The sequence below is a fragment of the Corynebacterium ulcerans genome (assembly GCF_900187135.1).
GTDB lineage: Bacteria > Actinomycetota > Actinomycetes > Mycobacteriales > Mycobacteriaceae > Corynebacterium > Corynebacterium ulcerans.
This window is the reverse complement of record NZ_LT906443.1, coordinates 1,399,119-1,412,782: the sequence shown is the minus strand read 5'-3', so window position 1 is coordinate 1,412,782 and position 13,664 is coordinate 1,399,119. Positions and strand designations below refer to the sequence as shown.

Sequence of the window (13,664 nt, the reverse complement as noted above, 5' to 3'; positions counted from 1 at the left end):
TCCTTAGTTCACAGCCATAAGCATCGTCAGCGCCGTATTTCCGAGGATAAACTCGAACGAATTAACAGACAGGAGAAAGTTATTTAGGTGCCATATCACTAGAACAGCGGGAGTATGAAGGCAGGCCAGTTTTAGGAGCTAACTGCTTAGATGCACGTCTGTTATTAGGTTGATGAGGTTGATGCTGAACCAGAGCATCCAAGCAAACAATAGAGGGGATAATCCTGCAACGATGGCCAGGACTATAAGCCACCATGAGCGAATACGATAAGCAAAGATTCCAGCGACGATCCCTAGAGGCATAGTGATGATGTAATACGGCATCGTTCCTTCTGGGAAAATGGAAGGAAAGATATAGGGAAACGCAATAGTAAATATTGAGAGCAAGATTGAGGCCGATTTAGCCCAAAGCGAACGTCTTTCTTCTCTTACCGCGTCCATGTCTTTCCTTTCTTCTGTTCTTTTACGTGTTCCTCGGTTGTTGTGAATGTCTTGAACTAGATATTTGTCACAGGAATGGGCCAAATATCCCAGAGTTGCATGGTGTTTATTGGGTGCCGGGCCACTATGCTCTGTGCTGCACTAGGTTCCTTAATCGGGAATACCTCAATTTTCGAGCATATTGAAGGTTTTACTTCTATTGCAGCTAACCGATTGAGCTGCTTACTCGCTTCAAGCAGATATTCGGAGTCAGTTCTCGGACTTGCGTGGGGGTGCTGTGTGTTTCACAGCGCTCCCCTTTTTTGTAGGTTGCGTACCTTTAAAAGCATGCCTCTACGTGAAAAATTTTCTGGACATGATGTTGCGCAACCTCATGGTCCGGGAAAACTCGCTCTTGTTGCGCTGATTGTTTATTCGGCGGTCATGGTCTCATTGACCATGTTGAAGGCTTTCTATCGCATTGGTTACTTGTGGGATCCCGCAGCACATCGCAATAGGTCTGTGGAATTGGTGCCGTTTAACGAGGTTATGAGTAATTCCAATTGGTTTATTCCGGTATTTGGCTACGGGGGAAACATTGCTTTCTTTGTACCCTTTGGAATGCTGGCCTATGTGTGGTTCCACCAGTCGCGCGGTGCTGGTACACGTATGGTGCTGTGGTCTACGCTTACAGGATTTCTAGTTAGCCTTGCTATTGAGGTGAGCCAGTTTCTGTTTTCGCTTGGCTACTCAGATATTGACGACCTGCTGATGAATACCCTGGGGGCTTTTGTAGGGGCGCTATTTGCCAAGATGTTGGGTCCAAGATTTTTCCGTTTGTGGGTCTGGCTAGCGATCCTCTTAGGTCTAGTTTTTGCAGTGCTGGTGGGGGTTGGGAGAGCGTTTGGGTGATCCGGACAAGATTGTAAAAAATACATAGGGGATTGAGGCGTTGGCAAGGCGTAGGTGTTGCCAATCCCATAACTTCATATCCTATAGGTTTGGCTATCCTAAAAATATGATCCCCTCCTATAGTCGTCGAAAAGCCCTCCTTGTGGGCGTGGCAACATGTCTCTGTTTTTCTTCCCATGGGATTGCTGTAGCGATGCCTACAATTCCGGACAATCCTTCGCTCTTTTCCTCTGAGCCAGTTGTAGAGTCACCGCGCATTACTGTGACCGATGAAGCAGGAAAACCACTCCGCGGTCCTGTTCATCGGGGTGACGTCATCGTTGTGCACGGTACTGGTTTCAGCCCGCACGCTAACCGTGGAGGCTTCCCAATTCCCATACCTCCCGGTGTTCCTAATGGTGTCTATGCTTTGTACAGCGCTTTTCCCGACGCGTGGAAGCCAAGCGAGGGGGCTCCCAGTAGCGCGCGTAAACATCCTCATAACCGGATGGCTTGGGTTATGCCCGATGGGACGCTTGACGCTATACCGACTATTCCTTTTGATTTTCGTCGTTCCATCGCAAGGGAATCCCAACGGATGAACCCGGATGGGAGTTTCCATGCTCGTCTGGTTGTGGATCCTCCCGAGACTGTTCCCGGCAACAACTGGGGAGTGTATGTGTATGCTGCCGCGGGATCGGTCAATCCGGCGGAGGAATTTTACGTTCCGATTCCCTACTCGCCGGAACCTGGGCCGAATACCCCGGCGGCACCTACCCCTGATCTGCGTTTTTCTGCTGATCTCCTCAAGAAAGTCACAACCGCGGCGGGTGGAGGCGTAGCGCTTGCCGACGGCGCACTGTTCGCCGGTAACGACGTGGCTTTTAGCAAAAATGAGGCACAGGGCAACGACGGTATTATTCGCTTCCGTGGAACTATAACGGCGACCGCGAAATATAACGTGGTAGAGATAGCGGCAGCAAACCCATGGTTAGAGCCGCGGGGTAATGGGACATGGGCCCTCACCCTTGATGTATCGACGTCTGCCAACGTGGGCAAAGACATCATGCAGCGCCGGGAGGTGGGGATTGTTCACGGTATTCATGGCGTGCAGGACGTCTTTGCTGGTCCGATTGCTATTGGAAAGATAGCACTGAGCTAGATAAGTCGTTGCTGTCGAGCCGCGGTGATGGCTGCTGTTCGGTTATCTACGCCTAGTTTGGCGTAGATATGCACGAGATGCGTCTTCACCGTTGCTTCAGAAATAAAGAGTTTTGCCGCCAGTTGTCGGTTGGATAGACCTTGCTCTAGGTTCTGAAGAATCTCGATTTCTCGGGTGGATAGAGCCTGTCGCGGTTTGCTCACGCGTTGCATGAGCGCGTTGGCTACTTCTGGAGCCAACGTGCGTCGGCCTTCAAATGTTGCCACCACTGCATCATGCAGTGCCGCCTCAGGTGCATCTTTGAGGAGGTAGCCCATGGCGCCGGCCTCAACCGCTGCGAGAATATCTGCTTCTGTGTCATAGGTAGTCAGGATGAGCACAGGAGGTCCTCCGGCAGCGGCAAGCGCGCGGGTAAGGCTGATGCCATCGGTTCCCGGCATTTGGATATCTGTGACAACGACGTCGATTCCCTCGGTATCTATGTTGGCGCCATTGCTGGCTTCTGCGACAACGGAGATGTCTTCAAAGCTATCGAGTATTGTGCGTAATCCGGCTCGGACGACGGGGTGGTCATCGATAAGCATGACGCGGATCATTGGGTCTCCCTACGGCTGGTGAGCGGGATACGGCAAGCCAATGCAGTGCCGTACTCATCTGATTCAATCACGAGAGTGCCGCCAACGGTGGATATGCGTTTTTTAAGACCCTCGAGCCCAAAACCCCCTTCGGTTTGTTCTCCGGAGGCGTCAAGGCGTGTGGTGTCGAATCCTAATCCATTGTCTACAACATCAATGCTGACTTCATCCTCCCATATCCCAAGCGTGACCACTGCTTTACTGGCCTGGGCATGTTTAACAACGTTGTTGAGCCCTTCTTGGGCTACTCGCAGTGCAGTGCGAGTAACTGGTTCGGGGAGGCTTGTCTCTGCATCGCCTACGAGCTCAAGGTGAGCGTCGATGGGACAGCCAAGTGCTGCTTGCTTCTCGCGGATGCCGTTGATAACACCTCGAAGAGCTGTAGAAAGTGAGTCGCCCAATGATGGAGCCGCGAGATCGCGAACAAATCGTCGTGCCTCAGCGAGGCTCTCCCCTGCTTGCTTCTCAATGACAGTGAGCTGCTGGTGAACATTCTCTAGCTCTCCACGCTCTAGATGTCCGTGGGCGGCGCGGGATAAAAGAACGATAGAGCTAAGCCCTTGGGCTACGGTGTCGTGGATTTCCCGCGATAATCGTTCGCGTTCCTCAAGACGCCCTGACTGATGTTCTGAGGCTGCAAGATCTCGTTGTGCGGCGAGTAATTCGGCAGCCACTTGCCGATAGTGCATGGCATCTTGGTTTAAAACGTAGTAACCGTAATAGACCGCGACGCTAAAACAAGCTCCGATTATGGGGCCGAATAACTGCCCTAGTGTCCAGTCTTCTGGCCGGGCTATCCAGGGAATAACGGTGGCAATCCCCAGCAGTGTTAGCACTCCTAGCACACCACGGATTCCGGGTAGCAGGTTGAGTGCAATAAACATCAGCGGAAACATTAGCCATGTGAAGCTGCCCGACGCCCCCATCAAAAGCGCCCATATCAATGTGATTGCGAGCATCCACCAACCACTCAGGGGCATGGGGTCTTTGATGTTATCGCCACGGGCAAAACGGTTTTCCCAGGCGGTCCCAAACATGTAAAAGGCGCCCAGTACTAGTGCTAGGGCGATGATTGACGGTTTCCACGGTGAGTCGGACTCTGGGTTAAGGGCGAAGCGGATGATTCCAAAACCAAGCAGCGCGGCGAACATGAGGTGCAGGCTGACGCGGAGCAACGTAAGGATTTGAATCACATGGGGTTTCATGCTTTTGAATCTAATACGAGGCGTCAACATTGCCACCCCCGAAGTCTCCCCTCGGGTGTTAAAAATCGGTTTGACATGGTGATTTGTTCGGGATTTCTAAAAAAGTTCAGTGCATTGTGGGAGTGCTCTACGTCATAGTGAACTGAGAGTTTGCTAAAAGGGATATTTGGGCTTACCTTATGAAAATAAAACCCAATATCAACAAGGAAGTTACTTCCATGCGTCTCCCCTCCCGCAGAATCCTTGGCATTGCTGCAACTTGTTTTGTTATCGCTGCGACTGGTGCAGGCCCCGCGCTAGCGGGACCGGACCAAAATAAGAAACTCGTCTACGGGACGCACGTAGACTTATCACCAGCAGCGAGCGTTGAAGGGGACGATATTCACAGCTTGGGTGTGGTGACCGGAACAGGCTCCAAAGCAATCCCAGCGCAAGCCACCGTCATGTGGGTCCCGATGGGTGGAAACTACTACTTCTACCCGACCGATGACACACAGTTTCTTGGCAAACACGATAAGGGTGTGTGGCAGGCGCCCCAAGATGTTGACACGAGCCAGCTTCCTCTCTATTTCGGATACAACACAGATAGCTCGCTCAAATCTCATACTGACATGCTCAAAGATGGGAACTATTCCCTGGACTTACTCGGTGTAGAAGGTCCCGGTGACGTGGAGGTATTTACAAAAACTGTTACGGGCGTGCGAAGGGTTTATTCAAGTACTGATACCTCTTTGCGCTCTTTTATTCAGCCGCGCCACTCGCACTTCCACACCACTTTCTCTAAACCTGGGCGATACGTCTTTACCTATCAAGCAGTGGGATACAAAGAAGACGGGACTCCCATTCCGACCATGCCCATGAAAGTGGCATGGCAAGTGGGTGGACAAGATCCAAAGAGTGGAAAAATTCTGGACTTTGCCAAGAGCTATGAAGCAGCCAAGGAGAAAAACGAGGGATCACAAGAGGCATCGATAACTTTTAAGCCCGACGGGGTCTTTACCAACATCACGTTTACCGGTAAAGGCAACGGGCGTCTTGTTTTGACCAACCAAGGGCACTTCCTTGATGAATTGGAAGTGAAAGACGGTAAAGCAACCACTAAAACGTATCTAGCCTCTGATAGTTCCACCTACCAGGCTATTGTTATCCCCGATGAGTCGGATAATGCGGCCCCATGGCTCTCTGAAGAAATCGAGTATCAGACCGGCGGCGAGACCGTTACCGTCAGTGAAGAGTCCGAATCCTTGGTTGGGCCGGATGATCCCAAGAACTTTTCCTCTTCTGATCCGGTGTCTTTGAGTGACGGTGGGATCACTCTGAAAGCTGAGCCAACGGATTCTTCCATGACAAAGCTAACCATTGAAGCCAAAGACGAAAACATGCGAGGAGACTTTGTCGTCGGTTTATACAGCAGCAAAGACAAAGCAACAGGATATGCCGATTGCAGCGTCGAGGGTGCATTTGATGCAGAAGGGAAATACGAGAAAGAAGTCGACCTTTCCGTATGCAAAGACGACAAAGTTCTAAGACTGCGCATCACTCCGCACCCGCTGGTAAACGCGGAACCATTGGATGAGGTCAAAGAGGTTGATCTGACAAAGGGCTCTGAACTGCAGTTTAAAGTTTCTATCACTGAGGATAAAGAAAAGCTGCCAACCGTCGAAGAATTCAACGGCTATAAACCGGGCGACGAAGACAAGAATCCTTACCCTCAAGACTCCTATCAGGATGAAGGGCACGAGGATCCTGAAACCGAAAGGCCTGGGGATGAAGAGGATGAGGAAGACGATTGGAAAAAGGATGAATCTCCTTCCACACCTCCCCCGTCGCGCGGCGAGTCGAACTCGGATGCTGGTCTGATTAAGCGTCCTGATGTTGGTTCGGAAGTCGTTGAGCTCTCTGAAGGGCATATGGATATTCGTCTGGCAGACGATGTGGGAGAACCGTTTGTTGCTCTCAAAGCAGATAAACCCAGCCCCTCGGTTGTGCGCCCTATCCAAAAGACGGCTATTCGGGTGGGTGAAAACGCCAAGATGACGCGTACTCAGAAGCTCAAGGATACTGAGCTGGATTTCTTGGGAAAGATGGGAGAGGAGTTCTATCTTTTGCCGCAGGTTGAGGCACCGCAAAAGCCGTGGCCAGGTTTTAGCACGGAAGACCTTGATTATAAGAAGCCGGAGTATGCCAAGGGCGTTTCTTTCAAGCTGGTGAAGTCAGAGATCCCTGAGGGTGGGCGTGCCGTGTTTTTTACGGGAGATATCGGCGGGTCGCCTACTCGCTACTTTGATACTGATGATTCTGAGCATCAGGAGATGAAGGCTACTAAGCATATGCACCTGCATGGGTCTTGGTCGTTTACCAAGCCAGGCACGTATCGGTTGTATCTTCAAGCTGTAGGTACGGGTAAGGACGGGAAAGAAAAGATTCTGACTGAGGCCCAGCCGTTGACCTTCCTTGTGGGCAAAGACGCGAAGGTCCCCACGCTGTCTAAGGCACCGGCTAAGAGGACGAGCCGCACGAATGAGCCGGTAAAGCTTAAGAATCTTGCACGTAGTTTGAGCGACTCTCCACGTCGGTCTAATGCTGTGCATGCATCCTCCACATCTGAGGCACTGAAACGCTCGGACTCCAAGAATCCTGCAAAGAAATTCCTGGCACAGACAGGTGCAGATGCCGAGTGGGTTGTGCCTATTGCCATGCTCGCGTTTGGTCTTGGTTTTGCCGTGCTGGGGTGGGCGAGGTTGCGTCGAGAAGCTCACTAGCATCCTGCATTTCCATAGACAAAGCTCGAAAAAATCTTCTGAGGACGGTGCAATCTCTATGGAAATGCAGGCAACCCAGCAAGCAACTCATGGATCTGCGATCAACCACATGGTTGATTCGAGTTTCGCCTGAGCCACCGATGGAAAATGTCTCCGGAACGCCGAGAATTAATAGCAGAAAGGAGAAAAAATGTTTCTCGGTTTACGTGATATTCGTTCGGCGGGCGGTCGCTTCGCTTTGATTTCCTCTGTGGTGGGCTTGATCACCCTTTTGATCGTGATGCTCACTGGTTTGACGCAGGGGCTAGGGGCGCGCAACACTGCGGCGTTGGAATCCTTGGGCAAAGACGGCGCCAAGTTTGTTTTTACGGCACCTACGGGAGAGGCCTCGTTTAGCTCTTCGGAGATCAGTCAGGAGATTCTGGATAAGTGGAAAGACACAGCTGGTGCAGAGAATGTGACGCCACTAGGCGTGAACCAGACGCGAATTGAATCAAACGATAGGGCTGACGCGGCCGCTGTGATGGGTTTGCCGGTGGGGACCCAGGTAGAGGGATCAACCGCGACGATAGGTGAGGGCGCTCTTGTTCCTAAGTCCGTCGCTGACAAGATCGAGATCAATGCAGGAGACACGCTCAATATCGGTGGTGTTGCCGTAAAGGTGGATGGCGTGGTGGACGATACCTATTACAGCCACTCCTCTGTTGTGTGGGTAAATTCTGAGGTGTGGAAGAAAGAAAGCCACAGCCCTGGAATTGCCACGGTGCTTCTGGTGCGCGGCGATGCCCAGCCACAGGACCTGAAGAATGAAAAGGTCACTGACCTCAAGGGAGCGTTTGCTGCCCTTGCTTCTTACAAATCTGAGCAGTCATCTCTGAAGAGTATGCAGGGATTCCTCTACGCAATTTCCGCTCTGGTTACTGTTTCCTTCCTTACCGTATGGACGCTGCAGCGCACCCGTGACATTGCAGTCTTGACGGCTTTGGGTGCATCTAAGCGCTACTTGCTTAAAGACGCGATTGGCCAAGCTGCGATCGTCCTTGCGATAGGCGTTACTGCTGGTGCTGCTGTTGGCGCGATCCTGGGGCTGATTGTTTCTCAGGCCGTACCGTTTGAAGTGTCCGTGTTGAGTGTTCTTGGTCCGGCGGTTGGGATCTGGCTGCTTGGGTTAGTGGGATCGTTTGTTGCGGTCCGAAATGTTACTAAGGTTGATCCACATATTGCGCTAGGAGCTGCAGCATGATTCCCGTTCTTTCTCTTAAAAAAGCCAGTGTTGTCTATCCCGATGGCTCGTCTACGGTTACGGCTTTGGATGCCGTTGACCTAGAAGTTCACTCTGGTGAGCTGCTCGCGCTAGTGGGCGAGTCTGGTTCCGGTAAGTCCACGTTGCTCTCTGTAGCGGGTGCGCTTCAAACTCCGACGTCCGGCACAGTGACGATCGCAGGTCAAGACGTCCGCGATCTAGATGATGAGGGTCGTGCGAAGTTGCGTCGTGAGGAGATCGGTTTTGTTTTCCAGCAGGCGAACCTTCTGGGCTCGTTGAACGCCCGGGAACAGCTTCTGGTAACGGATCACGTTCGCGGTATACGAGGTGCAGAGCTGCGAGCTCGTTATGATCGTGCGGATGAGTTGCTGGCGCGTGTGGGCCTTGAAGGCAAGGAGACCCGTCGAATTGCGCAACTTTCTGGTGGTCAGCGCCAGCGCGTGAACATTGCGCGTGCACTCATGGGAAACCCCTCACTATTGCTTGCCGACGAACCCACCTCCGCACTAGATCGTCGCATGAGCGTGGAGATCGTGACTTTGCTTTCTGAGATCACTAAAGAGTTTGACGTGGCCACAGTGATGGTGACCCACGATCTGAGCCAGCTCTCCTACGCTGATGCCGTCGTGGAGCTTATCGACGGCGCCCGTAAAGAGTAAGCACCTCAATATCACGTAAACCATAATTACCCCGCGAGTGAGCCTCTCACTCGCGGGGTTTTCGCTTGGCTGACGCGATACGCATGCAGAGATCCAGAGCAGACTGCAAGGGATGGAACGCTGCAAAATAACCTGGAAATATGAAATCTTGAGATTATTCACAGCATTTACTTACATTAAAGCGTTTTTATTGCTATAGTGATCATATCGCAAGGTTGACCTGCTTCTTTTGGGCATATGATTTCTCAGTAAATTCATATCATTGTGAAAAAGGTGACTTTTGCGACGCTTGCGCGCTTGTTTGAAACTGCGTGTGGGGTTAGCTTCGAATTATCGGCAGCGAGGGGCTGTTGGATCTAGACGGAGATCAGTGAAAGGAGTCGGCTATCGCGTATAAAAGTCCAGCAACAGGGAATTCCTGTTGGTAGATGCGGGGTAGTTCCGACTGCTCCTAGTAGATAAAGTGAAAACTTTTCCCGCAAAGTTGAGAAGTTTGACGGTCCGCTGCAACTAGCTCCGCATGTGGAGCAGGGGCGTCAAAAATGCCTAAACTTATTAGGGAAATGCAAAAAGAAGGCCCATGCTCATGAGAAACATTAAGGTTAGCCAAGAGTGCTGCTTGCCTGGATGGGGTTCTGATGGGTGGCGGGAATTTGAGTGTTCTAAACCGGAGCCAATGGGGTTCTCCGGTCCGCCGCCTTAGCGGATTAACATGTTCTCGGCTCTCGACGGGCTCCGGCTTGGCAGGCTAGGGTCTGTTGCTACATGGGAGACTAAAAAAGCCCACTACAGGAAACACGGACTGTAGTGGGATTTTCTATTATGTGCGATGAGAAAAAAGCACCATAAAGTTTGGGCTTAGGAAGAGAAGAGGCCCTTGAACTTGAGGATGAGCTTTATAACCGTGAGGATTGGCTTGAAAATCTGGAAGGCGCTGGACAGGCTAGGCAGGCTAGATACGCTAGACAGAAGCTCGGTCGACATAGATAAATCCAATCAGTAGAAGTGACAAGAAGTACTTATAAAGTAGCAAGGGTTGGGTAAGTTCGCGAGAGATTGTGGCTAAGAATAAAAATTTTTTTACCGCTTTGTTTGCTTGTGGCAGATGAGCAGGGAATATATTAGGTAAGGCTAAAGGGGCGAATGGGGTCAACAGGGTGTAGTGGTCGACCAGACGGGGGCAGAATGCGTCGAGGCTCTCTGGATTGTGCGTAAGGAGGGAACCCAGGGGCGTCGTTAAGCACTCAGTGATGGCTCTGATGGGGGAAGCGCTGCGAGGTGCTATTACACTGTTTTCCATGACTAATCCGAGCGAGAGCACTACTGGTCCTGCGTTCCGGTATACCGCGCAGTTAGCCGGCGATATTGAGCGTACGTGGCAGAAATTCTGGATCGACAATGGCACGTTTAATGCGCCTAACCCTGTCGGCGATCTAGCCGTCACGGGACAGAAACTTCCGGAAAACAAACTCTTCGTTCAAGACATGTTCCCCTACCCTTCTGGCGCTGGTCTGCACGTGGGCCATCCCTTGGGGTACATCGCTACGGATGTATATGCACGGTTTAACCGAATGCTGGGCAAAAATGTTCTGCACACCTTGGGTTATGACGCCTTTGGTTTGCCGGCTGAGCAATATGCGATCCAGACAGGAACGCATCCTCGGACTACCACCATGGCCAACATTGAGAACATGCGGCGCCAGCTTGGGGCTTTGGGGCTAGGTCATGATACGCGCCGTAGCGTGGCCACCACGGATCCTGAATTTTACAAGTGGACGCAATGGATCTTCCTGAAGATTTTTAACGCCTGGTTTGACAAGGATCTCAACAAAGCCCGCCCGATCTCTGAGCTTATTCCGCTGCTTGAGTCTGGCGAGGTTGAAACACCCTCAGAGTTCGGCGCGCCGTATAACGAGCTGGATTCTGTGGCGCAACGCAAGGTCGTGGACACTTTCCGCCTTGTTTATCGCTCCAACTCCACGGTGAACTGGTGTCCTGGCCTGGGTACGGTTCTGGCCAATGAGGAAGTCACCGCCGACGGTCGCTCGGAGCGCGGTAACTTCCCGGTATTCCGCAAGAACCTTTCCCAGTGGATGATGCGCATTACTGCGTACTCTGACCGATTGATCGATGATCTTGAGGTGCTCGATTGGCCGGAGAAGGTCAAGAGCATGCAGCGCAACTGGATCGGTCGTTCCCGCGGTGCAGAGGTTGACTTTGAGGCAGCCGGCAAGACCATCACCGTCTTTACTACCCGCCCCGATACTCTGTTTGGCGCGTCCTACATGGTGCTTGCTCCGGAGCATGAGCTTGTCGACGCCCTCGTTGCTGCCGGTACCGGTTCCTATGAGGGGATTGACGCCCGGTGGACCTTCGGCGAAGCTGATCCGGCTTCGGCTGTGGCTGCGTATCGCGCCTCGATCGCAGCAAAGAGTGACCTTGAGCGCCAGGAGAACAAGGAAAAGACCGGCGTTTTCTTGGGTGTATATGCCACGAACCCCGTGAATGGTGAACAGATCCCGGTATTTATCGGAGATTATGTTTTGACCGGTTATGGCACGGGCGCAATCATGTCTGTCCCAGCACACGATGCGCGTGACTACGAGTTTGCCACCGAGTTTGGCCTGCCCATCCGCGAGGTTGTAGCAGGTGGTGACGTGAACGTTGGGCCTTATGTAGAGCCTGGCACTGCGATTAACTCCGCCAATGACCGTGGCCTGGATATCAACGGCCTGGACAAAGCGGAGGCTATAGCTCGGGTTATTGAATGGCTGGAAGCACAGGGTGCTGGAGTGGAAAAGATCCAGTACAAGTTGCGGGATTGGCTCTTTGCCCGTCAGCGTTATTGGGGTGAGCCGTTCCCCGTGGTCTATGACGAGGATGGTGTCGCTCATGCACTGCCCGAGTCCATGCTGCCAGTGGAACTGCCTGAGGTTGAAGACTACAAGCCTGTGTCTTTTGATCCAGACGATGCCGATTCTGAGCCGCAGCCACCGCTAGCTAAAGCCACGGAGTGGACCACCGTGGAACTCGACCTAGGCGATGGCCCAAAGACCTACACCCGCGATACGAACGTTATGCCGCAGTGGGCTGGCTCCTCTTGGTACCAGCTGCGCTATATCGACCCCACCAACAGCGAGCAGTTCTGTGACATAGAAAATGAGCGCTATTGGACTGGCCCGCGTGGAGAGAACGATCTCGGTGGCGTGGACCTTTACGTTGGTGGCGTAGAACACGCGGTGCTGCACTTGCTCTACTCGCGTTTCTGGCACAAGGTTCTCTTTGATCTTGGCTATGTCACGTCTGGCGAGCCTTACCGCCGCCTGTTCAACCAGGGCTATATCCAGGCCTTTGCTTACACCGATAGCCGTGGGGTGTATGTTCCTGCTGCTGAGGTAGAAGAAAAGGATGGAAAATTCTTCTACAACGGTGAAGAGGTGAACCAGGAATACGGCAAGATGGGCAAGTCCCTGAAGAACGCCGTGGCGCCGGATGAGATCTGCTCTGATTTTGGTGCAGATACTCTCCGCGTCTATGAGATGGCGATGGGTCCTTTGGATACGTCTCGTCCATGGGCTACCAAGGACGTTATCGGTGCGCATCGCTTCTTGCAGCGGTTGTGGCGCTTGGTTGTCAACGAGGAGACCGGTGAGCTTTCGGTCACCGATGCCTCGCTCACCAATGATGACCTCAAGGCACTCAACCGCACTATTGCAGGTATTCGCGATGATTACCAGGGTCTGCGGATTAACACGGTAGTGGCTAAGGCTATTGAATACGTTAACTACCTGACCAAGACCTACTCCAAGGGTGCACCTCGGGAGGCTGTGGAGCCGCTGGCGATTATGGTTGCGCCTGTTGCGCCACACATCGCAGAAGAACTATGGAAGCGCCTCGGCCACGAGGAGACCATCACCTTTGAGCAGTTCCCTTCCTACGAGGAAAAATGGCTTAAAGACGATGAGGTAGAGCTTCCCGTTCAGATCAACGGCAAGGTGCGCGCCCGCATTATGGTGCCTACCGACGCCACCCAGGATCAGATTGTAGAGATCGCACTTGCGGAACCTACTGTGCAAAGCCACCTTGAGGGCAAGAATCTGTTCAAGCAGATTGTTGTTCCGGGACGTATGGTCAATCTCGTGATTAAGTAGCGCAGACATGCAACTGGCCGGGCTCGGTAAAAGAGCCCGGCCTTGTTTTTGGCTATGCAGGATTGATTACTGGATCCGGGAGAGGACCATCCTGGAGATCGAATTGGTGATTAATAAAAGTATTCCTACGCCAACATATGACAAAAGGATGCCGACGCCTTCTTGGGTGGATACCCCGAAAGAAACATCTAGCGAAAAGGCAGTGGCAAATCCGGCAGCGGTGCAGACGGAGAAACTTAGGGGGCTGTAGGGCGTTCGCACGGTGCGGCTAAGAAACAGCGCATTGAGAACTATGAGCGTTATGCCACATCCCATAACCTGCCATGCGGAAAAATCTACAGGTGCGCCATAGGTGAAGACCCTGCTTATCGGAGTGCTGGGGCTCCATGACAGCCATAGTGTAGCAGTGAGGAAGCCTATGAAAAAGCCGACGAAAAAGATCGATTTCAGATTCGATCGATGGTGTCGTGATTCCCGCGCGCAGATAGATGATAGTGCTATTGCAGTGGGAAGTA

At 52.3% G+C, this 13,664-nt stretch carries 8 protein-coding genes and 1 pseudogene; 6 read left to right on the top strand and 3 right to left on the bottom strand.

What is annotated here, in order from left to right; translation table 11 throughout:
- Positions 1-138: 138 nt before the first annotated feature.
- Positions 139-324, bottom strand: coding sequence for a hypothetical protein (locus CKV68_RS11380; protein WP_231910416.1), 186 nt, complete (start codon positions 322-324; stop codon positions 139-141).
- Positions 325-864: 540 nt separating this feature from the next.
- On the opposite strand from CKV68_RS11380, the pseudogene CKV68_RS06280 reads away from it, so the two are divergent.
- Together CKV68_RS06280 and CKV68_RS06275 are read left to right on the top strand one after the other, a co-directional pair.
- Positions 865-1,360 (top strand): annotated as a pseudogene (locus CKV68_RS06280) (VanZ family protein).
- Positions 1,361-1,525: 165 nt separating this feature from the next.
- The gene (locus CKV68_RS06275; protein ID WP_095075820.1) at positions 1,526-2,473 is read left to right on the top strand and encodes an HtaA protein; all 948 of its coding nucleotides are present in this window, start codon (positions 1,526-1,528) and stop codon (positions 2,471-2,473) included.
- Here CKV68_RS06275 and CKV68_RS06270 read toward each other — a convergent pair.
- Together CKV68_RS06270 and CKV68_RS06265 are read right to left on the bottom strand one after the other, a co-directional pair.
- Positions 2,470-3,069: a response regulator gene (locus CKV68_RS06270; protein WP_014836967.1), complete on the bottom strand. Its 600-nt coding sequence runs from the start codon at positions 3,067-3,069 to the stop codon at positions 2,470-2,472. The genes CKV68_RS06275 and CKV68_RS06270 overlap by 4 nt on opposite strands.
- Complete coding sequence (locus CKV68_RS06265; protein WP_029973996.1) at positions 3,066-4,313, bottom strand: sensor histidine kinase; 1,248 nt, start codon at positions 4,311-4,313, stop codon at positions 3,066-3,068. The genes CKV68_RS06270 and CKV68_RS06265 overlap by 4 nt, the downstream gene beginning before the upstream one ends.
- Before the next feature lie 218 nt (positions 4,314-4,531).
- On the opposite strand from CKV68_RS06265, the gene CKV68_RS06260 reads away from it, so the two are divergent.
- From CKV68_RS06260 to leuS, 4 genes are all read left to right on the top strand, one after another.
- Entirely contained in the window at positions 4,532-7,075 is a 2,544-nt protein-coding gene (locus tag CKV68_RS06260; RefSeq protein ID WP_095075819.1) for a choice-of-anchor M domain-containing protein, read from the top strand.
- A 190-nt stretch (positions 7,076-7,265) separates the two neighbouring features.
- Entirely contained in the window at positions 7,266-8,318 is a 1,053-nt protein-coding gene (locus tag CKV68_RS06255; protein ID WP_095075818.1) for an ABC transporter permease, read from the top strand.
- Positions 8,315-8,998, top strand: a complete 684-nt coding sequence (locus CKV68_RS06250) for an ABC transporter ATP-binding protein (RefSeq protein ID WP_013912624.1) — start codon at positions 8,315-8,317, stop codon at positions 8,996-8,998. Before CKV68_RS06255 ends, CKV68_RS06250 begins: the two co-directional genes overlap by 4 nt.
- 1,298 nt (positions 8,999-10,296) lie before the next feature.
- Positions 10,297-13,149 carry a leucine--tRNA ligase gene (gene leuS / locus CKV68_RS06245; protein WP_095076254.1) on the top strand — a complete coding sequence of 951 codons (2,853 nt, stop codon included), beginning with the start codon at positions 10,297-10,299 and terminating at the stop codon, positions 13,147-13,149.
- The last annotated feature ends 515 nt before the right edge of the window (positions 13,150-13,664 follow it).

What these genes read in the sequence shown, in the direction of transcription:
- CKV68_RS11380 (WP_231910416.1), bottom strand. Translation starts at nt 324, where the DNA reads ATGCCGTATTACATCATCACTATGCCTCTAGGGATCGTCGCTGGAATC.
- CKV68_RS06275 (WP_095075820.1), top strand. Translation starts at nt 1,526, where the DNA reads ATGCCTACAATTCCGGACAATCCTTCGCTCTTTTCCTCTGAGCCAGTT.
- CKV68_RS06270 (WP_014836967.1), bottom strand. Translation starts at nt 3,069, where the DNA reads ATGATCCGCGTCATGCTTATCGATGACCACCCCGTCGTCCGAGCCGGA.
- CKV68_RS06265 (WP_029973996.1), bottom strand. Translation starts at nt 4,313, where the DNA reads ATGAAACCCCATGTGATTCAAATCCTTACGTTGCTCCGCGTCAGCCTG.
- CKV68_RS06260 (WP_095075819.1), top strand. Translation starts at nt 4,532, where the DNA reads ATGCGTCTCCCCTCCCGCAGAATCCTTGGCATTGCTGCAACTTGTTTT.
- CKV68_RS06255 (WP_095075818.1), top strand. Translation starts at nt 7,266, where the DNA reads ATGTTTCTCGGTTTACGTGATATTCGTTCGGCGGGCGGTCGCTTCGCT.
- CKV68_RS06250 (WP_013912624.1), top strand. Translation starts at nt 8,315, where the DNA reads ATGATTCCCGTTCTTTCTCTTAAAAAAGCCAGTGTTGTCTATCCCGAT.
- leuS (WP_095076254.1), top strand. Translation starts at nt 10,297, where the DNA reads ATGACTAATCCGAGCGAGAGCACTACTGGTCCTGCGTTCCGGTATACC.